We start from the raw sequence: 19,829 nt of genomic DNA, 5'->3' as shown, positions 1-19,829 counted from the left end.
TAAGCGATACCGATTCCGCAGTTCCCCGATCTCCGTAGCTTTTGCCGCATGGAAATCATCGAGAACTACCTGACCGCTTGGAACACCACCGACGCCGCCGCTCGCAAGGAACTGATCGCAGCGACCTACACCGAAGACGCCCGTTACATCGACCCGCTGGCCGACGTCACCGGCCACGAGCAGATCGACGGACTGCTGGCGGCGGTGCAGGGCCAGTTCCCCGGGCTGGAGTTCCGGCTCGGCGGCCCGGTCGACGCCCACCACGACATCGCGCGGTTCACCTGGCACCTCGTCCCGGCGGGCGAGGGCGGCGAGCCGATCGTCATCGGCTTCGACGTCGTCGAGCTCGCCGACGGCCGGATCGCCAAGGTGCACGGCTTCCTCGACAAGGTGCCCGGAGGTGCGGCGTGACCACCACCGCTGTCGCGACTCCCGTCGCCACCCCGGCTCGGCCGGCCGTTCCACGCGGCGTACTGCCCGTGCTGTTGACCGCGACCTTCATGACGGCGTTGGACTTCTTCATCGTCAACGTCGCCCTCCCCGCCGTCCAGCTCGACCTCCGGGCCGGACCGGCCGCCTTGCAATGGGTGGTCGCCGGGTACGGGCTGGCCCTGGCGGCCGGCCTGATCACCGGCGGCCGGCTCGGCGACCTCTACGGCCGCCGACGGATCTTCGGACTCGGGCTGGCGCTGTTCACGGTGGCCTCGGTGCTCTGCGGACTGGCCCCGACCGCCGGGCTCCTCATCGGGGCCCGGGTGCTCCAAGGCTTGGGCGCGGCGATGCTGATGCCGCAGACGCTGGCCATTCTGCGTACGGCGGTGCCGTTGTGGGCGCAGCCGAAGGCGTTCGCTCAGTACGGCCTCACGTTGGGGCTGGGCGCGGTGTTCGGCCAGCTCATCGGCGGACTGCTCATCAAGGCCGACCTGTTCGGGCTGGATTGGCGGCTGTGCTTCCTGATCAACCTCCCGATCGGCATCGCCGCCCTGGTCAAACTGCGTACGCTCCCCGAGTCGCGGGCCACCGGCGGACGGCTCGACCTCGTCGGCGTCGGTCTCGTCACGGCCGCCCTGGTCGCGCTGGTGCTGCCGCTCATCCAGGGCCCGGACCAGGGCTGGCCACTGTGGACTTGGCTGAGTCTCGGCGGCTCGGCCGTGCTCCTGGCCGCTTTCGGGGTCCACCAGAACCGGCAGAGCCACCCGTTGGTGAACCTGCGCCTGTTCCGGCAGCCCGCCTTCGGCAAGGGCCTGCTCGCAGTGCAGCTGTTCTGGATGGGCCAGGCGTCGTTCTTCCTGATCCTGGCGCTCTACCTCCAGTTCGGCCAAGGACTGTCCGCATTGGAGTCGGGCACGGTGTTCATGGCGATCGGCGCAGGGTACCTGTTCACGTCGCTCAACGCCCATCGGTTCGCGGCTCGGCTCGGCCGCCAGGTGGTCGCGATCGGCGCGCTGATCATGGTGGCCGGACTGGTCTCGATGGTCTTCGCCGCCGGGCATGGGATCGGCTGGCTCCTGCCCGGCCTGGCGATCGACGGGATCGGCATGGGCCTGGCCCTGGCCCCGCTCACCACAACCGTCCTGGCCAACGTCGAGCCCGAGCACACCGGGTCGGCTTCGGGCGTACTGTCCACCGTCAACCAGACCGGCAACGCCGTCGGCGTGGCTCTCATCGGGATCGTGTTCTACCAGGCGACCGGGTACACCGGCGGGTTCCAGGCCGGGCTGATCGCCTTGTGCGTACTGGAGGCTGCGCTCGCCGGACTCGTTCAGCTGCTGCCCCGCCGCTAGTTTCCGTTGGGGCGCTTCTCTCTTGGGCGCTGGATCAGGGTTCCGGGTCGTATCTCGTCCAAGATTCGACCCGGAACCCTGATCCAGCGCCGCACGCTACGGTGGGTGGGTGATCGTCGAGTTCGCCGCCGAGCTGTGGCTGTGGGATGCCCGCAAGCTGGACAGCTGGACCTTCGTGAGCCTGCCGGCCGAGGCCTCCCAGGAGATCCGGGAGCTGACCGACGGGCTTCGCCGCGGCTTCGGGGCGGTACGCGTACAGGTCACCATCGGCACGAGCAGCTGGGCGACGTCGATCTTCCCGGACGCCAAGAGCGGTTGCTATGTCCTCCCGGTCAAGAAGGCCGTCCGCCGCGCCGAGGAACTGCATCCAGGCGAGATCGCCGAAGTCTCCGTCGAGATCCTGTAGCAGCCGAAAACACAGACGCCGGCCGCCTCTTCAGTGCGAGGCGGCCGACGTCCTTGCTGGTCACAGCACCGAGTCGCGCTCCAGATCGGTGACGTCGATCTCGTTCTCCTCGAACAACGTCTCCAGCGCTTCCGCCCCGTTCTCCAGGGCGTACTCCGCCTCGGCCTCGCTCACCGGGATGGCGAGCAGCCAGGCGACCGTCTTCTCACCGACGACCCGGGAGGCGAACTCCTGGTCCCAGTAGACCGACGGATCGGTGAAGTAGATGTGCGGCAGCTCGGTGTCGGGGATCTGCATCCGGACCACGTCACGGAAGCAGGCGCCCGGCTCGGGCTCCCAGCCGTCGTTCAGGACGAAGAACGCGGCCGTCGACAGGATCTCGGCGTAGGGGTAGTCGGACTCGGCGACCCCGAGGAACTCGACCCCCAGCGGCGGGTCGACGTCGCGGTCGAGCGACATGTCCGACAGCCCGATCGTCGCATACGCCGTCAGCCCCTTCTCCGGGCGGTCGGCCGAGTGCAGGATCCCGATCCGGCTGGTCTCGTCGGCGTTGAGATATTCGATGACCCGCGGGCTGCCCCCGAAAATCCCCGCCGTCGTCTTGGCGATCGCTTTGTTGTCCGCGCTCACTGCCATGTCACGGCCCCAAATAGTCGTCGGTGAGGTCTTCGCCGGCGTGGCTCTGGTTGGACGAAGGGAGCTCCGGCCGGTAATGGGACGGGTCGTTGTGCTCGTCCAGGAACTTCTTCCGCGTGATCCTACGCTGCCGGGCGCTGTCGCGGTGCTTGCGGAACTCGTATCCCGGCTTGTGGCCCATGTCCCAAGCCTTCTTCTTGGACATGACCTTACCGGTCAACGGGTCGCGGACCTTCCCGTCCGGTCCCTTGGCGGCGTCCCACACCTTGTCCCGTACGCCCTTGCGGAAGCCTTTGGGCCGCCGGTAGGTGTCCTTCGTCTTCTTCGCGGCTTTCTTCGCCGCCTTGGTGACGCCTGGCAGGACGTCGCCCTTCTTCACCACCTTGGCCAGGGGCTTCATCAGGCCCTCGGCCGCCTCGCCGGCCAGTTTGCCGACGGTGCGCTTGCCCGCCCTAGCCACCGAGCACCTTCGCAACCGCCTGGTCGAGCAACCAGTTGAGCAGTCGCTTGAGGGCTTCTCGCAGCAACGCGATGATCGCGGTCGACGCGCCGAAGGTCACGAAGGCCGCCGCGATGGCGGAGGCGATCGCGATGAGGGTGAGCGTCGCCTGGACGATGACATTGATCTTCAGGGCGAGCACGATGCCGGCGCAGACCATCATGCCGACTCCGACGATGTCGGCGCCGGTGCCGCCCTGGGTCAGCCGATGCACCGGACTGCCGTCGCCGGTGAACCGGGACTGGAAGGCGCTGATCATCTCGCCCTTGTTGGCGTTCCACACCTGCATCGCCGTGTTCTGCGCGTCGTTGACGTGCCCGTCCAGCAGGCCGGACAGCTTCGACCAGGACTGGCCGAGATCCAGCAACGCGGTCTCGTCGCCCTTCGGCCAGGTGAACCCGATGATCGACAGGATGGTCTGCACCTCGCCGGGAACGGTCATACCCATGACAGACCTCCTACAGGGAAAGGCTCGGGCCGCCCGACGCCAGCTTGGTCATCCGCTCCACTGCGGACATGTCGGCGTCGTCGTAGTTGTCGGCGGCGACGCCGAGTCGTTCGGCGTAGTCGTCCAAGGTGTCGAGATTGGAGGTGATCGAGTTGATGACGAGGGCCAGGGCTGCCTTGTAGATGGCGCCCATCGCACTGCCCAGGTCGTCGTCGCCCCAGCACTCGCCGAGCGACTCGATCTCGCCGATGAACTGCTGGATCATCTGGTCGGCCTGCCCGGCGACGTCGTTGAGCTGGTCCGACGCCAGCCGGAGGCCGGTGGAGACGACTTCGATCGGCACGCTCATGACAGCCGCCGATCGATCTTCGCCATCTGGTCGGCGAGCGTGTCGGTGATGCGGGACATCGTGCGCACGCCCTCCTCCCGGATCTGCTTCATGGTCTCGGCCAGCGCAGCGGGGTCGACCGCGGCCGCGGCGGCCGCCGCCGGGTCGGACGACCGGGACGCCGCCCAGGCCTGGTTGAAGGCGGACATGATCTCGACGGCGAGCTCTCGTGGCGTCAGTGCCATGACGTGGTCGTCGAGGAAGAGTTCGCTCATCCGGCCGTCGGCGGCGAGCTTGAGGCTCACCTTCCCGTCGAGGGCGCTGCCCGACGCTTCTAGGCTGGGGTCACGATTCTGGTCGCGAGCCTTCTCGGCCTCGCGTTGCGCCATTTCCATCAGACGGTCGAGGTCACCGACGATGCTCGACAAGTCGGACATGCGTACCTCCCGATGTGCCGGACCACCCCGGAACCGCTGAGACGCCCGAGGTTCGGTTCCCGAAAGTAGTCAGCGCATAGGTGAGATGCAATGGACAATCCGTCGCCTGTGGACAACTTCAGCGACTATGGACACGCGCCCGGCCGGGAATGGATCTACGCCGATCGCCTGACGTGCAGTGTTTGTGCGCATACGCGTTGTCAAGCCCCCGACCCGTCGGTTCAATCGACCGAATCGACCAAGATCAGTGGAAATTCGTGTGATCGTCGGCTAGAGCTGGGGATAATGGCACGATACCTACCGATTTATGAGGGATCGTGTGCGACGGTTGATCGTCCCCGCGTACGCGGCGTGGCTGTTCCTGCTGGCGGCGATCTACTTCGCGGTGCCGCCGAGGACCTTCGCCGCGTACGTCTGGCTCGCCATCGGGCTCAGCAGCGCCATCGCGGTGCTGGCCGGCGTACGCCTGCACCGGCCGAGCCGCCGGGGTCCCTGGTTCCTGCTGGCCGGCGCGATCGGGGCGTACGCCGCCGCCGACGCCGTGTACTACTTCGCCGAAGGTCTGACCTCCATCGGCGACAAGGTCTTTCTCGACGATCTGCTCTACGGCGTCATGTTCGTCCTGCTCATGGCGGCTCTGCTCCAATTCGGGCGGCCCGCCGCCCGGGGGGCGCTCCTCGACGCGCTGATCGTGATGTGCGGCGTGGGGCTGCTGACCTGGATCGTCCTGGTCCAGCCGAACACCGAGGTCCCCGCCCCGGACGACCTCACCCACCTGACCTCGCTCATCTATCCGCTGGCCGACGTCGTCATCCTGGCCGCCGTCACCCGGCTCATCCGGGCGCTGCACGCCTCGGCGTCCATCCTGCTGCTGGTGCTCGGCGCGATCGGCCTGCTCGTCTCGGACGCGGTCTACCGGATCGCCCAGCTCGGGTTCAGCCTCGGCGACCCGGTCGGGCTGGGCTGGTTCCTCTTCTACGCGTGCTTCGGGCTCGCCGCGCTCGTCCCGTCCATGCGTACGCTCACCGAACCGCCCCGGTTACGCGTACGCGACACGACTCCGTTGAGCATCGCACTGCTCACCGTGTCCGCCCTGATCCCACCGTCGGTGCTGTTCTTCGAAGCGGTGACCCAAGTCCGCGTACGCAACGGGGCGATCATCGCCGTCGCCTGCGCCGGCATGGGCATCCTCGTGCTCGCCCGGCTGGCCGGGGTGGGCCGCGAGCTGCAGAGCCAGTTCAACCGGGAACGCGGGCTTCGCCGGGTCAGCACCTCATTGGTCTCGGCGTCCGACCCGCTCGACGTCGGCGCGGCCCTCAAGGCGGGCGTCGGCCAGCTGGTCCCGGCCGATCTGCCGCATCGGGCGATCCTTCTGGAGACGCCGCAGGCCCCGCCCCCGTTGCAGGCGCTGCGGAGCGAGCAGCTGCTGGCCACCTCGTCCCTGCCGGAGTGGCTCAACCAACGGCTCTTGCCCCATCCGACCGCGATGGCGGTACCGCTGGTGCTGCCGGACCGGCCCGTCGGCGACGCACAGGTGGGCGTACTGCTGGTGGGCGCGCCCGAGCGGGTGCTGCGCTCGATCCGGGCGTCCGTGCAGGCGCTCACCGCGCAGGCGGCGCTCGCCCTGGACCGCATCCGGCTCGGCCAGGAGCTGCTCCAGCGCAACAACGAGGAGTACTTCCGGGCGCTGGTGCACAACACGGCCGACGTCATCCTGATCCTGGACGACGACGACCGGGTCCGGTACGCCAGCCCGTCGGCGACCGCGATGTTCGGCACCTCCGGGATCATCCAGATGCCGCTGCTGGACCTCGTCGACCCGAGCAGCCAGACGCAGGCCGGCACGGAACTCCGGGCGGTACGCCTGACCGGCTCGCTCGCCCGGCCGCCCGCGCCCGGGCTCGCTCGCACCGGTGGAGACTGGACGGTACGCGGACCGAACGGCCCGGCGCTGCAAGCCGAGGCGTCCTGGCGGGATCTTCGGGCCGACCCGGCCGTGCAGGGCATCGTGGTGACGCTCCGGGACGTGACCGAACAACGACGGCTGGAACGCGAACTGACCCATCGGGCGTACCACGACGCGCTGACCGGGCTGCCCAACCGGGCGTTGTTCGCCGAACGCCTCCAGCAATCGCTCGCGCACGCCGACCAGAACCTGACGGTTGTCGGCGTCCTGCTCCTCGACCTCGACGACTTCAAGATCGTCAACGACACCTTGGGCCACGATCTCGGCGACGAGCTGCTGATCGGAGTCAGCCACCGGCTCGCCGAACTGCTACGCCACCGGGACATGGCGGCCCGGCTCGGTGGCGACGAGTTCGCCGTCATCATCTCCGACGCGGCCGACCTGGCGGCGGTCGAGGACGTGGCGTCCCGCGTCGTGACGGCCTTCCGGGAGCCGCTGGCCGTGCAGGGCCAGCTGGTCAACGGCTCGGTCAGCGTCGGCGTCGCGACCAACGCCGACGCCGCCGACAGCGCCGAGCTGCTGCGCCACGCCGATCTCGCGCTCTACGTCGCCAAGGGCGAGGGCAAGGGACAATGGCGGCGCTACCAGCCCGATCTGCATACGGCGATCACCGAGCGGCTCACCTTGCGGACCGAGCTGGACGCGGCCCTCGCCGGGGATCAGCTCGACGTCGAGTACCAGCCCATCGTGGCGCTCAGCAGCGGCCGGACCGTCGGTTTCGAGGCGCTCGTGCGGTGGAACCACCCCACTCGGGGTCGCCTGTTGCCGCACGCCTTCATCGATCTCGCCGAGGAGTCCGGGCTGGTCGAGCCGATCGGCGAATGGGTCCTCCGGCACGCGATCACCGCTGCCCAATCGTGGCAGAGCAACGGTTCGCGACGGCCCTACGTCAGCGTCAACGTGTCGGCCTGGCAGTTCCGCAATTCGGCGTTCGCCGACCGGGTGCTCGCCGAGCTCTCCGAAAGTGGTCTGTCCCCCGGCCTGCTGATGCTCGAAATCACCGAGAGCCTGCTGGTACGCGACGACGACCGGCTCTGGCGGGACCTCGCCCGGCTGCGCCAGGCCGGCGTACGCATCGCGATCGACGACTTCGGCACCGGGTATTCCTCCCTGAGCTACCTGCGCGCGGTTCCGTTGGACGTGCTCAAAATCGACCGCCAGTTCACCTCGACCATCGCGGCGTCGTCCAAGCAGCGCGCCCTCGTGGACGGCATCGTCCGGCTGGCCCACACGCTGGGCCTGGAGGTGATCGCCGAAGGCATCGAGACCTCGGCCGAATCCACCCTGCTGACTGTGCTCGGCTGCCCCTACGGCCAAGGCTATCTATTCGCCAAACCGTTGCCGCTGGCCGAGACCCAGTCCTGGCTCGCCCGCCGCTGAGGCGCTTCTAGAGTGGGGCCATGAAGATCGCAGTCGTCGGCGGCACGGGACTCACCGGCCGCGAAGTCGTCCGGGCCGTCGAAGCCCAAGGCCATCAGCCGGTCGTGATCGCGCGCTCGCGCGGCGTCGACATCGTCACCGGCGAGGGCCTCGACGCCGCCCTCACCGGCGTCGACGCGATCATCGACGTCTCCAACGGACCCGCCGAGAACGCCGAGCAGGCCCGCGAATTCTTCGGCACGGCCACCCGCACGCTGGTCACTGCGGGTGCGCGGGCCGGCGTCGGCCACCACGTCGTTCTGTCCATTGTGGGCATCGACCGCGTCGCGGGAAACCCGCACTACGCGGGCAAACGGCACCAGGAAGAAGTCGCGCTCAGCGGGCCCATTCCAACCACGGTGGTACGCGCAACGCAGTTCCACGATTTCGCGGCCATGGTGGTTGGCTGGTCGGCGACCGACGGAGTGGCCCCGATCGCGCCGCTGCTCGTGCAGCCGATCGCCGTCCCCGACCTCGCCGACGTCCTGGTGGAGGTCGCGGGGCAGGCCCCGACCGGCGGCATCGTCGAGGTCGCCGGCCCGCGGACCGAGGACCTCGTCGACATGGCGCGCCGAACCCTCGCCGTACGCGGCCAGGCGATCGAGCTGGAGCCGACCTGGCGTGGGCGGTTCTCCCCCGAAATGGCGGGAGAGGTCCTCCTGCCCGGCCCGGCCGCCAAGATCACCCCGACGACCTTCGAGCAGTGGCTCGCGACCGACCCCGCGAACCGGCCCGGAGCCGCATAAACACCCGGGAGCCGGGTATCGCCCCTGCCAGAGGGAAGGGGGATGCGCCCATGGCGACCACCAAGAAGGCGGCGAAGGCCACGAAGAGCCCGGCCAAGAAGGCCGGACGGAGCAGCCAGCCGCGGTTGGGCCAGGTCAGCTCGGAGATCCAGAGCTTCGGCAGCGTAGTGGAGCTGCCGATCGGCCTGTCCTACGACGCCCGGATGTACTCGTGCGAGCGGCTGAACCGGATCCTCGCCGACACCCAGATCCTGTACGCGCTCTACAAGAAGTACCACTGGCTCATGCGCGGACCGACGTTCTACCAGCTGCACCTGTTGCTGGACAAGCACGCGGGCGAGCAACTCGAACTGGTCGACCTGGTGGCCGAACGGGTGCAGACGCTCGGCGGCGTGGCGGTGGGCGACCCCCGGCACGCGGCCGAGCTGACCCGCATCCCGCGCCCGCCGGACGGCGTCGAGGAGGTCCCGGCGATGCTCTCGCGGCTGCTCCAAGCCCACGAGACCATCCTCGAAGACGCCCACGACGCCGCCTCCCGAGTCGAGGAGGAGGGCGACGACGGCAGCAACGACCTGCTCGTCTCCGACGTCATCCGGACCGGCGAGCTGCAGGTCTGGTTCCTCTCGGCGCACCTGGTCGACACACCGACCACCGTCGCCGACTGAGCATCGGTGCCGGGTCAGGCGTACGCGGCGGGCAGGGTCACGGTGACGACCAGTCCGCCGCCGGAGCGGGGCCGGGCGACGACTTCCCCGCCGTGGGCCCGGGCTACCGAGCGTACGATCGACAAGCCGAGCCCGGCGCCCTTCGAGGTGACCAGGCGTTCGTCGTCCAAGCGGCGGAAGGGTTCGAAGAGCCCCGGGATGTCGTAGGGCGGGATGGTCAACCCGCTGTTGGCCACTTCCAGTTCGACTCCGCCGTCGGGGCGTACGCGGCTGGTGACGCGGGCGAAGCCGCCCTGGTGGTTGTGCCGGATGGCGTTCTCGACGAGGTTCTGCGCCAAGCGTTCCAGCAGGATCGGGTCGCCGATCGTGATCGCCTCGGCGGGCTCCTCGGCGAGGGTCACCTCGGCGGCTCGGGCTTCCTCGGCCGCCTGGGCGACGACGTGGGTCACGACGTCGGCGAGGTCGATCTCGGTACGCTCCAGGACCTCGTTCTCCGAGCGGGCGAGCAGCAGCAGCCCGTTGATGAGGCGCTCGTGCCGGGTGTTGATCTCCAGCAGGGTCTCCCCGAGCTGCTTGACGTCGGCCGACGCCGTCTTCCGGTTCATCGCCACCTCGACCAGCGCCCGGTTGAGCGTCAGCGGCGTACGCAGTTCGTGGGAGGCGTTGGCGACGAAGCGCCGCTGCCCCTCGAACGACCGGTCGAGCCGTTCGACCATGGTGTCGAAGGTGTCGGCCAGTTCCTTGACGTCGTCGTCGCCGCCTTCCAACGCGATGCGTTCGTGCAGGCTCAGGTCCGCCCCTCGGGCGTTGGCGATGCGGCGGGCTGTCTCGGTGACCTGATGGAGTGGTGCGAGCACACGTCCGGCGATCAGCCAGCCGAGCGCGATCGCCGCCACCCCGACGATCCCGAGGGCGATACCGCCTTGGGTGAGCAGCGACGTCAACGCATCCGTACGCAGTTTGCGCTGCTGCTGCTCCAGATACTTCGGGACGTCGCTCGCGGTGATCTGCTGCCCGCTGCCCGAGATGAGGTACGGCCGGTCGGCCAAGTCGTCGGGCAGGGCGGTGTCCGGCGCGGGGCTGCCCTTGACCGAGCCGGACATCTTGATCTGAACCATGTTCCCGGTGCCGGGCAGTTGCTGCTGGACGAGTAGGAAAGTCACGCCCAGCAGGACGATGCCGGCGAGCAGAAAGAGGCTGCCATAGACCAGGGTCAACCGCGTACGCAGGGTGGGGCGGAATCGGCGTCGGCTCATGGGATTCGGTAGCCCTCTCCGGGAAGCGTCTCGATCACGGCGGGTTCACCGAGTTTGCGGCGCAGTTTCAGGACGGTGAGCCGGACGGCCGAGGTGAACGGATCGGCGTTCTCGTCCCAGACCTTCTCCAGCAGGTGCTCCGCGCTGACCACCGCGCCGTCGGCCCGGAGCAGCTCGGTCAGCAGGCCGAACTCCTTCTTCGACAGCAGCACGTACTTGTCGCCGCGGAACACCTGCCGACGGGCGGGGTCGAGGACGATCCCGGCGCGGCGCAGCACCGGCGGGACCGCCGGCCGGGCCCGCCGGCCGAGGGCCTGCACCCGGGCGGCCAGCTCGGCGAAGGCGAACGGCTTCGGCAGGTAGTCGTCGGCGCCCAGGGACAGCCCGTTGACCCGGTCGCCGATCTCCGCGGCCGCGGTCAGCATCAGCACCCGGGCGTCCGAGCCCGAGGCGACCACCTCCCGGCATACGTCGTCGCCGTGCACCTTGGGCAGGTCACGGTCGAGCACGACCACGTCGTAGTCGTTGACGCCCAGCCGGTCGAGCGCGGCTTCGCCGTCCAGCGCCACGTCGACGGCGTGAGCATCGTCACGCAGCCACTCCGCGATCGCCTCGGCGAGGAGGCGTTCGTCCTCCACTACGAGAATGCGCATCTGCCCGCAAACCCCTTCAAAACTCCGCGTGACCTGCGCGGTCACCGCTCCATGGTGACGCGCCGTGATGTTTCCCCGGCGTTAGCGCATCTGGAAGCGCCCCCGAAACAGCCCGCCGCGTTGACTCACCGCCGAAGCGGCCGCACTCCGCGCGCCGCCCGGCAAGGAGACGAATCATGAGCAGAAGGCTCCTCCTCGCGACGGCCGCCGTGCCGGTCGCGTTGCTGTTCGCACTGTCCGGCTGCGGCAAGTCCGGGGACAACGGCAACACCGTCGCCTCGGTCAACGGAACCGCGAGCGCCAGTGCCAGCCCCAACAAGACCCGGTCCGCCGCCGAGGAACAGGAGCGGGCGCTGAAGTTCGCCCAGTGCATGCGCGAGCACGGCGTCGACATGCCCGACCCGGAGATCAAGGACGGCAAGATCCAGATGCGGATCAACGCCCAGCCCGGGACCAACATCGACGCCGCCCAGCAGGCCTGCAAGGACTACGCGCCGGAAGGCGGCCCCGGCGGCAAGCCCGACGCGGAGATGCAGAAGAAGCAGCTCGACTTCGCCAAGTGCATGCGCGAGCACGGCGTCGAGAAGTTCCCGGACCCCGACCCCAACCAGGGCGGCGTACGCATCGACGGCAGCATCGCCGAGGACCCCGATTTCCCGGCGGCTCAGAAGGCCTGCGACTCGATCATGGGCGGGCCTGCGATGAAGGAGACCAAGGGCGCATGACCGTCACGACCCAACAGGAAGAGACGGCTCCCGGCGTACGCACTAAGCGGCGTAAGAAAGGGCGCACCGGGAAGATCGTCGGGGCCGGCGTCGCAGTCCTCGCGGTCGGCGCGGCGACCGCCGCCACCCTCGGATTCGGGTTCCGCCCGGACAAGACCGCCGACAACCAGGCTCAACTGCCGCCTACCACTGCGAAGGTGACGAAGCAGACCCTCAACGACACCCAGAGCGTCTCCGGCACTCTCGGCTACGGGGATTCGACGACGCTCATCTCCCGGCTTCAGGGAACGGTCACGTCTCTCCCGTACGCCAGTTCGGTGTTCCAACGCGGGAACACCGTCTACAAGCTGGACAACACCCCGGTCGTGCTCATGTACGGCAACGTTCCGGCGTACCGGCCGTTGAAGGTGGGCGACGAGGGCGCTGACGTCAAGCAGTTGGAGCAGAACCTGAAGGCGCTGGGATACACCGGGTTCACCGTCGACAGCAAGTACACGTCGGACACCGCCGACGCCGTCAAGGACTGGCAGGACGACCTCAACCTCGACGAGACCGGCGTGGTCGACCTCGGCCGGGTGCTGTTCGCCCCGGGCGCGATCCGGGTCGACACCGTCAAGGCGTCGCTGGGCGGTCAGATCGGGCCGGGCCAGGACGTCCTGACCTACACCGGGACCAGCCGGATCGTCACCGTCCAGCTGGGCATCGGCGATCAGCGGCTGGCCAAGAAGGGAACCGCGGTCTCGGTCGAGTTGCCGGACGGCAAGAAGGTCGACGGCACGGTGCAGCGTGTCTACACCGTGATCGAGGCGAGCGACGACCCGAACGGCGACCCCGAGACGAAGATCGAGGCGCAGCTGACCCTGAAGGACGCCAAGGCGACCGCCGGACTGGACGTCGCCTCGGTCGAGGTCGTCTTCACCGCGGCCCAGCACAAAGACGTGCTGACCGTGCCCGTCGCTGCGCTCGTGGCATTGGCCGAAGGCGGCTACGGCGTTGAGATCGTCGACGGCACCAGCACGCACTATGTGAAGGTGGAGACCGGTCTGTTCGCCGGCGGCCGGGTCGAGGTCACCGGCGACGGCATCACCGAGGGCGTCACCGTCGGGATGCCGAAATGATCGAGCTGACCGACGTCTCGAAGGTCTACCCGGGCGACGTACGCGCGCTGCGCGGGGTGAGCCTGACGATCGGCGAGCAGGAGCTGATGGCGATCGTCGGGCCCTCCGGGTCGGGCAAGTCGACGATGCTCCACGTCCTCGGCACGCTCGACCGGCCGACGTCGGGCCGGGTGACGATCGACGGGTACGACGTCGCCCGGCTCTCCGACCGGCAGTTGTCGGCGTTACGGGCCACTCGGATCGGCTTCGTCTTCCAGCAGTTCCATCTCGCCCCCGGGGTGAGCGCGCTGGACAACGTCGCCGACGGGCTGCTCTACAGCGGCATCGGCCTGGGCGAACGCCGCCGTCGCGCGGCCGTCGCCTTGGACCGGGTCGGCCTCGGGCACCGGATCGACCACGAGCCGCACGAGCTGTCGGGCGGCGAACGGCAGCGGGTCGCCATCGCCCGGGCCGTCGTCGGCGAACCACCGGTCCTGCTGGCCGACGAGCCGACGGGCAACCTCGACTCCTCGTCCGGCGCGGGGGTGATGAAGCTGCTCCGCGAGCTGCATTCGGCGGGCACCACCGTCGTGATCATCACGCACGACCGGGAGATCGCCGCCGCCCTGCCCCGCCAGGTGCACATGCGCGACGGCGAGGTGGTCGGTGACGACTCCACGGACGACGTCTCGGCGTTGGGCGTACCCCTGGAAGGAGCGCGACCATGACCGCGAACCTGGACCACCGGCCGCGGTTGAGCCCGGCCCGGCTGGGACCGCGTGACGTCGTCCGCGTGGGGGCCGCGGGCCTGCGCACGAGGCCGACCCGCGCGTTGCTGTCGGCGCTCGGCATCGCGATCGGCATCGCCGCGATGATCGCGGTGGTCGGCATCTCGTCGTCGTCGCAGGCGGACCTGGACCGCAAGCTGGCCGCGTTGGGGACGAATCTGCTGACTGTCTCCCCTGGTCAGACGATGTTCGGGAAGGACGCGAGCCTGCCGGAGGAAGCCGAGTCGATGATCGAGCGGATCGGGCCGGTGCAGGCGGTCTCGGCGATCGGCAAGGTGAGCGGCGCAAGCGTCTACCGATCTGACAAGATCCCGAAGGCGCAGACCAACGGCCTCGCCACGTACGCGGCCCGCCTGGACCTGCCGGAGACGGTCGGCGCGAAGCTCCGAAGTGGAGTGTGGCTGAACGAGGCGACCGCCCGCTACCCGGCGGTGGTGCTCGGCGACGCGGCCGCCCAGCGGCTCGGCATCAGCCACGCCGGGCCGGACGTCGAGATCATCGTCGGTGGTCAATGGTTCACTGTGGTCGGCATCCTCGAACCGGTGGCGCTCGCGGACGAGCTGGACGCGGCCGTGATCATGGGCTGGCCGGTCGCAACGGCCGAGTTCGACTTCGACGGCCACGCGACGACCGTCTACACGCGGTCGGAGGACAGCCAGGTCGAGGCGGTTCGGGCGGTCCTCGGCCAGACGGCGAACCCGGAGAACCCGAGCGAGGTCAACGTATCCCGCCCGTCCGAGGCGTTGACCGCCCAACGGGCCGCCGGCGCCGCGTTCACCGGGCTGCTCCTCGGCCTCGGCGCGGTCGCGTTGCTGGTCGGTGGGGTCGGCGTGGCCAACACCATGGTGATCTCGGTGCTGGAACGCCGCGCCGAGATCGGTCTCCGGCGATCCCTCGGGGCCACCCGGGGCCAGATCCGGGTGCAATTCCTCGCGGAATCGCTGCTGCTGTCGGCCCTCGGCGGCATCGGCGGCCTGCTCCTCGGCATCGCCGTCACCACCGGGTACGCGTACTACCAGGGATGGCCGACGACCGTGCCGGCCTGGGCCACCGCCGGCGGCGTGGGCGCGACCGTGCTCATCGGCGGCATCGCCGGGCTCTACCCCGCCATCCGGGCCGCCCGGCTCTCGCCGACCGAGGCGCTGGCCGCTCCCTGACGGTTTCCGTGCAGATCACGGATATGCAGGCTTCCCGCACGCAGGAAGCCTGCATATCCGTGATCTCGCGGCGAATCCGGCGGCCCACCCCCGTTCGCAGTCGCCTGCGTGTGGACCGACGCTGCCGCTCGTCGGCGAAGTCAGCGTATGCAGCCGGGCTGTCCCGGCACTTTCCTCGAGGTGCCGGCGAAACTGCCGGTCGGATCACCCGGCTGACCACTGCTTCGGCACGGTGGGAACCGAAACGCTCTTGGCGACCGGCAGTTTCCGGCGGCAGAATGACCGAGCCGCGCGACCGCGGTCGGACGATCGGACCCACTGCATGACCAACCCCTCTGCCGAGCTCATCCGCACGGCTCGCCTCTCCGCCGGGCTCACACAGGCTCAGCTGGCCGATCGGGCCGGGATCAGCGTCCGTGCCCTGCGGGAGATCGAACAGGGGCGGGTCGACAAGCCGCACCAGTCCTCGCTGCAGCGGCTTTCCACCGCACTCGGGCTTGACGCCTTGGAGCCGCAGGCGCCTGCCCTGACGATCAGCGTCCTCGGTCCGTTCGTCGTCGCCCGGCAGGCCCGGCCGGTCCCCGTCACCGCCGCCGCCCAGCGGAAGCTGCTCACCCTGCTGGCTCTGGAAGGCGACCGGTTCCTCCGGATGGAGGAGATCGCCGAAGCGCTCTGGGACGCACAGCCACCCGAGGGCTGGCGGAACCGGCTGCACGTACTCGTGAACCAGGTCCGGGACCTCCTGGAACCCCGTCGGGCCCGGCGAGAGCCCAGCCGCGTCCTTCCTTCCGGCGGTGGGGCGTACCGGCTGCATCTGCCGGTGGACGCCGTCGACGTCAGCCGGTTCACGCACTCCGTGGAGCTCGCCCGGGCGGCCGCGCAGGACGGCGACGCCGGCCGGGCGGTCCACGCGTACGAGACGGCGCTGCTGTGCTGGCGAGGACCGGTGGACGAGGCGTACGCCGACCGGCCGGCCACGCTGGCCCTGCGCCGGACCTACCTCTCGGCCGTCCTGGAGCTGGCCGAGCAGGCCGCCGCCGCTGGGCAGGATGCTCGGGCGCTCTCGCCACTGGAGACGACCGCTGCAGCGGAGCCCCTTCATGAGGGCTTGCATGCCACTCTGATGCGGGCGTACGCCCGGACCGGTCAGCAGGACCGCGCCTTGCACCTGTACGCCGACCTGCGTAAGCGGCTCGGCGACGAACTCGGCGTGGACCCTGCGCCAGAGACCCAGGCGGTGTACCGGGAGATCCTGCGGCCGGGCGGTGCCGACGGCGTGGACCGGCCGCGCCGACCGCGCCCGGCCCAGTTGCCCCTGACCACGCCCTATTTCGGCGGCCGGGACGACGCGGTCGCGGCCGTTTCCGGTCATCTCTGCGGTCCGTTGCGTGCCGGCGAGATCCCGTCGTCTCGCATCCTGGTCGTCCACGGCATGCCCGGGGTCGGCAAGACCACGCTCACCGTCCAGGTCGCCCACCAGGTGAAGCAGCGCTACCCGGACGGCCAGCTCTACGCCGATCTCCGGGGCGAGTCCCACGACCCCTCGTCCGCCGGCCAGCTGCTCAGCGGATTCCTCAGGTCGCTGGGCGCTACCAGCGCCGACATCCCCGAGGACGTCGCCGAGCGCTCCGCGCTGCTGCGGTCCTACCTGGCCGGCCGCCGGGTCCTCATGCTGCTCGACGACGCCCGCAGCGCCGAGCAGGTCCTGCCGTTCCTGCCCGCGAGCGAGGGCAACGACGTGCTCATCACGAGCCGCAATCCGCTCGCCGGGCTCCCGGTGACCCGCTACCGGCTCGACCCGCTCGACGGGCCGTCGGCGCTTTCCCTGCTCCGCCGCCTCGTACCCGAAGACGACGTCGAGGGCGATCCACTCTCGGCGGCCCGCATCGTCGAAGTCTGCGGCGGACTCCCGCTCGCGCTGAGCATCGCCGCCGCGCGTACGCACTCCGGCGACACCCTGGACGGCATCGCTCGCACGCTCGATCCGGCGGACGGCCGCATCACCGGTCTGCACAGCGGCGAGCTGGCCTTGCAGACGACGCTGGACTCCGCATACGGCAACCTCAGCCGGTCGGCCCAATCCCTTCTGCGGCGGCTGGCCGCCGTCGGCACCCGGACGATCCCGGCCTGGGTCGCGGCCGTCCTGCAGGCGGGGTCGACCAGATCGGCCGCCGACACGCTCACCGAACTGGCCGCGGCCCACCTCGTCAGCGCGGCGGGGGGTTCGGGCGCGCACGCCCACTATCGCCTGCACGACCTGGTTCGGCTCTACGCGTTGAAGCTCGCCGACGACGAAGACCGCGCGGCAGCCCGGTACGCCGTGGCGCAGTGGGCGCACGTCGCCCGCCGGACGACCGCCCAGTACGCCGGTGGGCGCAGTCTGGCGCTGGGTCCGTTGTCGCTGCCCGAACCCGACGAGGCCAGGCTGCCCGAGGTCGTAGACGTCAACAACTGGTTCGACACCGAGCGCGACAACCTGCTGGACGCGCTGGCCGACCGGGCCACTGCCGGCGATCTGAAGCTCGCCGTGAGCCTGCTCGTGTCGCTCAGCCCGTTTCTGCGTACGCGGCATCAGATCGACGAGTGGCGGCAGTGCATCCAGCAGCTGCGCGCCGTGCCGGGGTTCACCGACGATCTGCTCGCCAGCGCGTACACCGACGAGTCGGAGACGAACCTGCTGCTCTCCGACAGCCGCGACGCCGACGCCCTACCGGTCGCCGAACACGGCCTGGCCTCGTTCCGGGCGGCCGGGGAGGCCCAGGGCGCCCACTTGATGCGCTACCACCTCGCGTACGTCCACCGGCGGGCCAAGCGGGTGGACCAGGCGACCACACTGCTCACGGAGATCCTGGAAGCTCCGCCGGGCGAGGAGCCGACGCCGTCCATCCGGGCGGCGGCCCATCAGGGAATGGGGCTGATCCATCGGGAGTACCTGGACGACGCGCCGGGTTCCGTACGCCATTTCGAACAGGCGCTCGCCCTGCTGCCCGACCCGGCCAGCCGTGAGTACTCGCAGGTGATCTACAGCCTGTGCATCGCCCTTCGGATGGCCGGCCGGCCGGACGAGCTGGAACCGTTGCTGGCGGCCGGAATCCGGGTGTCTCGCTCGCTCGGCGACCGGATCGGAATGCTCAGCTTTCTGGGGCTGCAGGCGGACGTTCTGCCGGTCGACCAGGCACACGACGCCGTCGAGGAGGCTCTCACCATCGCCCGCATCGTCGGCAAAGCGGAAACCATCGGGCACATCATGGAGGCCCGGGCCCGGCTCGCCGAACGAACCGGGGACCATGCCGAGGCAGCCCAGGCCCTCGAAGAAGCGATGGCGATCTACGAACGAGGCGGTGCCATCCGGTCGGCCGAGCAGGTGGCCAAGGAGCTGGCGCGGCTGAAGGCACTCATGACCTGACCGCGCTCCGTTCAGGGAACGACGGCGACCGGCCAACGCCCCGTGCGGACCAAGCGGGCCGCGACCGATCCGACCAACCGATGCCCAGGTTGGGCCGACGCGCCCACGATGACCGCGTCGGCCTTCAAGTCGTCGGCCGCGGCCCGCAGCTCGCCGAACGGGTCGCCCCGCCGGGTCAGGAAGGTCACCGGTACGCGCATCTCCTCGGCGAGCTGCCGGACCTCCCGGCGCAGCTCCGCCTCCAGTTCGTCGAAGGTACGCTGCTGAGCCGCGGCCGCCCCGGTGATCATCGACGTCCAGGCGTGCGGTTCGGCCACGTACACCACGGCGAGCTGACTCTGCTGTCGCCGGGCCATGCCACAGGCGTACGCGATCGCCCGCATGGACGTCTCCGAGCCGTCGATGCCGACCATGATCAGCCGGGGGCCGTCGGTTCCCCGCTCCCAGGGCGAGAGCGCGCACGCGGGCCCGAATCGCTCGACCGAAAGCGGTTCAGCCGTCATTGTCTGGTCGCCACCTTCTCACCGGACGCCGAGCCGTCACCCGACGCCGAAGCCGACGCCGAGCCCTCAGCGGACGCCGAGCCCGAAGCCGAAGCCGACGTTGAGCCCGAAGCCGAATCGGACGGCTTGGCGCCCAGGTCGATCGTCGTACGCAGAGTGATCGGCTTGAAGGCGATGGCCGCGATCAGGCCGACGACCGCGATGGCCGCCGAGATCAGGAATATGTGCCCGGTGGCGTCCCCGTACGCCGCCCGCACGATGTGCTGGAAGGCCTCCGGCAGCGCGTTGAGGTTGAGGGCGCTGGTCTTGCCGGTGCTCGTCGCCGGGATGCCGGCCTTGGCCAGGTTCTCCATGATGTTGTCGGTGACCCGGTTGGCCAGGACCGCGCCGAGGACGGAGACGCCGACGGTGCCGCCCAGCGACCGGAAGAACGTCACCGAGGCGCTCGCCGCGCCCATCTCGTGCAGCGGAACGTCGTTCTGCACCGCGAGGACCAGGTTCTGCATGGTCATGCCGACGCCGATGCCGACCAGCGCCATGCCCAGGCCGACGAGGCCGAGCGGAGTCTCGTGGTCGATCGTCGAGAGCACGACGAAGCCTGCGATCAGCACGATCGTGCCGGCCACGATGAAGCGCTTGATCGTGCCGCTGCGGGAGATCAGCCGCCCGGTGACCGTCGAGGAGACCAGGACACCGGCCATCATCGGGATCGTCAGCAGACCGGCTTCGGTCGGCGAATAACCGCGGCCGATCTGGAAGTACTGCCCTAGGAACACCGCGCCACCGAACATCGCCATGCCGACCGCGAGGCTCGCGATGATCGACAGGGCCGGCGTACGCCGACGGATGATCTGGAGCGGGACGACCGGCTGCGCCGCCCGCGATTCGACCCAGACGGCGATCGCGAGGA

The 19,829-nt window shown here is 69.6% G+C and carries 20 protein-coding genes; 11 read left to right on the top strand and 9 right to left on the bottom strand.

Annotated elements, in window-relative coordinates; genetic code table 11:
- Positions 1-48: 48 nt before the first annotated feature.
- The 3 genes from HOV77_RS26285 to HOV77_RS26275 all read left to right on the top strand — a co-directional run bounded on the left by HOV77_RS26285 (position 49) and on the right by HOV77_RS26275 (position 2,190).
- Positions 49-411 carry a nuclear transport factor 2 family protein gene (locus HOV77_RS26285; RefSeq protein ID WP_290866182.1) on the top strand — a complete coding sequence of 121 codons (363 nt, stop codon included), beginning with the start codon at positions 49-51 and terminating at the stop codon, positions 409-411.
- Positions 408-1,784 carry an MFS transporter gene (locus HOV77_RS26280; protein ID WP_290866180.1) on the top strand — a complete coding sequence of 459 codons (1,377 nt, stop codon included), beginning with the start codon at positions 408-410 and terminating at the stop codon, positions 1,782-1,784. The genes HOV77_RS26285 and HOV77_RS26280 overlap by 4 nt, the downstream gene beginning before the upstream one ends.
- Positions 1,785-1,893: 109 nt before the next feature.
- Positions 1,894-2,190, top strand: a complete 297-nt coding sequence (locus tag HOV77_RS26275; protein ID WP_290866178.1) for a DUF1905 domain-containing protein — start codon at positions 1,894-1,896, stop codon at positions 2,188-2,190.
- Positions 2,191-2,250: 60 nt separating this feature from the next.
- Here the strand turns inward: HOV77_RS26275 and HOV77_RS26270 are convergent, their stop codons facing one another.
- From HOV77_RS26270 to HOV77_RS26250, 5 genes are read right to left on the bottom strand one after another with little or no spacing between them, the layout of a single operon-like run.
- Positions 2,251-2,826: a suppressor of fused domain protein gene (locus HOV77_RS26270; protein ID WP_290866177.1), complete on the bottom strand. Its 576-nt coding sequence runs from the start codon at positions 2,824-2,826 to the stop codon at positions 2,251-2,253.
- A gap of 1 nt (position 2,827) precedes the next feature.
- Positions 2,828-3,286, bottom strand: coding sequence for an HNH/ENDO VII family nuclease (locus HOV77_RS26265; protein ID WP_290866175.1), 459 nt, complete (start codon positions 3,284-3,286; stop codon positions 2,828-2,830).
- Positions 3,279-3,773 (bottom strand): hypothetical protein, encoded by a 495-nt coding sequence (locus tag HOV77_RS26260; RefSeq protein ID WP_290866173.1) that lies wholly within the window; start codon positions 3,771-3,773, stop codon positions 3,279-3,281. Before HOV77_RS26260 ends, HOV77_RS26265 begins: the two co-directional genes overlap by 8 nt.
- Before the next feature lie 10 nt (positions 3,774-3,783).
- Positions 3,784-4,122, bottom strand: a complete 339-nt coding sequence (locus HOV77_RS26255; RefSeq protein ID WP_290866171.1) for a type VII secretion target — start codon at positions 4,120-4,122, stop codon at positions 3,784-3,786.
- Entirely contained in the window at positions 4,119-4,538 is a 420-nt protein-coding gene (locus tag HOV77_RS26250; RefSeq protein WP_290866169.1) for a YbaB/EbfC family nucleoid-associated protein, read from the bottom strand. Before HOV77_RS26250 ends, HOV77_RS26255 begins: the two co-directional genes overlap by 4 nt.
- A gap of 319 nt (positions 4,539-4,857) precedes the next feature.
- Here HOV77_RS26250 and HOV77_RS26245 point away from each other — a divergent pair, with 319 nt between their 5' ends.
- From HOV77_RS26245 to HOV77_RS26235, 3 genes are read left to right on the top strand one after another with little or no spacing between them, the layout of a single operon-like run.
- Complete coding sequence (locus HOV77_RS26245; RefSeq protein WP_290866167.1) at positions 4,858-7,884, top strand: EAL domain-containing protein; 3,027 nt, start codon at positions 4,858-4,860, stop codon at positions 7,882-7,884.
- Positions 7,885-7,904: 20 nt separating this feature from the next.
- Positions 7,905-8,669 carry an NmrA family NAD(P)-binding protein gene (locus tag HOV77_RS26240; RefSeq protein WP_290866165.1) on the top strand — a complete coding sequence of 255 codons (765 nt, stop codon included), beginning with the start codon at positions 7,905-7,907 and terminating at the stop codon, positions 8,667-8,669.
- 50 nt (positions 8,670-8,719) lie between these two features.
- Positions 8,720-9,334 (top strand): DNA starvation/stationary phase protection protein, encoded by a 615-nt coding sequence (locus HOV77_RS26235; protein ID WP_290866163.1) that lies wholly within the window; start codon positions 8,720-8,722, stop codon positions 9,332-9,334.
- Positions 9,335-9,348: 14 nt separating this feature from the next.
- On the opposite strand, the gene HOV77_RS26230 is transcribed toward HOV77_RS26235, so the two are convergent.
- Both HOV77_RS26230 and HOV77_RS26225 read right to left on the bottom strand, forming a co-directional pair.
- Entirely contained in the window at positions 9,349-10,590 is a 1,242-nt protein-coding gene (locus HOV77_RS26230; protein ID WP_290866161.1) for a HAMP domain-containing sensor histidine kinase, read from the bottom strand.
- Positions 10,587-11,243, bottom strand: a complete 657-nt coding sequence (locus HOV77_RS26225; protein WP_290866159.1) for a response regulator transcription factor — start codon at positions 11,241-11,243, stop codon at positions 10,587-10,589. Before HOV77_RS26225 ends, HOV77_RS26230 begins: the two co-directional genes overlap by 4 nt.
- Positions 11,244-11,419: 176 nt before the next feature.
- On the opposite strand from HOV77_RS26225, the gene HOV77_RS26220 reads away from it, so the two are divergent.
- The 5 genes from HOV77_RS26220 (at position 11,420) to HOV77_RS26200 (ending at position 18,416) form a co-directional block, all read left to right on the top strand.
- Entirely contained in the window at positions 11,420-11,968 is a 549-nt protein-coding gene (locus tag HOV77_RS26220; RefSeq protein WP_290866157.1) for a hypothetical protein, read from the top strand.
- The gene (locus HOV77_RS26215) at positions 11,965-13,086 is read left to right on the top strand and encodes a peptidoglycan-binding domain-containing protein (RefSeq protein ID WP_290866155.1); all 1,122 of its coding nucleotides are present in this window, start codon (positions 11,965-11,967) and stop codon (positions 13,084-13,086) included. The genes HOV77_RS26220 and HOV77_RS26215 overlap by 4 nt, the downstream gene beginning before the upstream one ends.
- On the top strand, positions 13,083-13,793 hold the full coding sequence (locus tag HOV77_RS26210; RefSeq protein ID WP_290866153.1) for an ABC transporter ATP-binding protein: 711 nt from the start codon (positions 13,083-13,085) through the stop codon (positions 13,791-13,793). Before HOV77_RS26215 ends, HOV77_RS26210 begins: the two co-directional genes overlap by 4 nt.
- Positions 13,790-15,010 (top strand): ABC transporter permease, encoded by a 1,221-nt coding sequence (locus HOV77_RS26205; RefSeq protein ID WP_290866151.1) that lies wholly within the window; start codon positions 13,790-13,792, stop codon positions 15,008-15,010. The genes HOV77_RS26210 and HOV77_RS26205 overlap by 4 nt, the downstream gene beginning before the upstream one ends.
- 322 nt (positions 15,011-15,332) lie before the next feature.
- Positions 15,333-18,416, top strand: a complete 3,084-nt coding sequence (locus HOV77_RS26200) for a BTAD domain-containing putative transcriptional regulator (RefSeq protein ID WP_290866149.1) — start codon at positions 15,333-15,335, stop codon at positions 18,414-18,416.
- 11 nt (positions 18,417-18,427) lie between these two features.
- On the opposite strand, the gene HOV77_RS26195 is transcribed toward HOV77_RS26200, so the two are convergent.
- A complete protein-coding gene (locus HOV77_RS26195; protein WP_290866147.1) occupies positions 18,428-18,919 on the bottom strand; it encodes a universal stress protein in 492 nt (163 codons plus the stop codon).
- Positions 18,916-19,829: MFS transporter (locus tag HOV77_RS26190; RefSeq protein WP_290866145.1), on the bottom strand; the 914-nt coding region annotated here is incomplete at its 5' end. The genes HOV77_RS26190 and HOV77_RS26195, both read right to left, overlap by 4 nt.

Source organism: Hamadaea sp., assembly GCF_013362815.1.
Taxonomy (GTDB): Bacteria; Actinomycetota; Actinomycetes; order Mycobacteriales; family Micromonosporaceae; genus Hamadaea.
This window is presented reverse-complemented; position numbering and strand designations above follow the sequence as displayed.

Coding starts and splice junctions, on each gene's coding strand:
- HOV77_RS26285 (WP_290866182.1), top strand. CDS start 49: ATGGAAATCATCGAGAACTACCTGACCGCTTGGAACACCACCGACGCC.
- HOV77_RS26270 (WP_290866177.1), bottom strand. CDS start 2,826: ATGGCAGTGAGCGCGGACAACAAAGCGATCGCCAAGACGACGGCGGGG.
- HOV77_RS26260 (WP_290866173.1), bottom strand. CDS start 3,773: ATGGGTATGACCGTTCCCGGCGAGGTGCAGACCATCCTGTCGATCATC.
- HOV77_RS26255 (WP_290866171.1), bottom strand. CDS start 4,122: ATGAGCGTGCCGATCGAAGTCGTCTCCACCGGCCTCCGGCTGGCGTCG.
- HOV77_RS26250 (WP_290866169.1), bottom strand. CDS start 4,538: ATGTCCGACTTGTCGAGCATCGTCGGTGACCTCGACCGTCTGATGGAA.
- HOV77_RS26240 (WP_290866165.1), top strand. CDS start 7,905: ATGAAGATCGCAGTCGTCGGCGGCACGGGACTCACCGGCCGCGAAGTC.
- HOV77_RS26235 (WP_290866163.1), top strand. CDS start 8,720: ATGGCGACCACCAAGAAGGCGGCGAAGGCCACGAAGAGCCCGGCCAAG.
- HOV77_RS26230 (WP_290866161.1), bottom strand. CDS start 10,590: ATGAGCCGACGCCGATTCCGCCCCACCCTGCGTACGCGGTTGACCCTG.
- HOV77_RS26225 (WP_290866159.1), bottom strand. CDS start 11,243: ATGCGCATTCTCGTAGTGGAGGACGAACGCCTCCTCGCCGAGGCGATC.
- HOV77_RS26220 (WP_290866157.1), top strand. CDS start 11,420: ATGAGCAGAAGGCTCCTCCTCGCGACGGCCGCCGTGCCGGTCGCGTTG.
- HOV77_RS26215 (WP_290866155.1), top strand. CDS start 11,965: ATGACCGTCACGACCCAACAGGAAGAGACGGCTCCCGGCGTACGCACT.
- HOV77_RS26210 (WP_290866153.1), top strand. CDS start 13,083: ATGATCGAGCTGACCGACGTCTCGAAGGTCTACCCGGGCGACGTACGC.
- HOV77_RS26205 (WP_290866151.1), top strand. CDS start 13,790: ATGACCGCGAACCTGGACCACCGGCCGCGGTTGAGCCCGGCCCGGCTG.
- HOV77_RS26200 (WP_290866149.1), top strand. CDS start 15,333: ATGACCAACCCCTCTGCCGAGCTCATCCGCACGGCTCGCCTCTCCGCC.
- HOV77_RS26195 (WP_290866147.1), bottom strand. CDS start 18,919: ATGACGGCTGAACCGCTTTCGGTCGAGCGATTCGGGCCCGCGTGCGCG.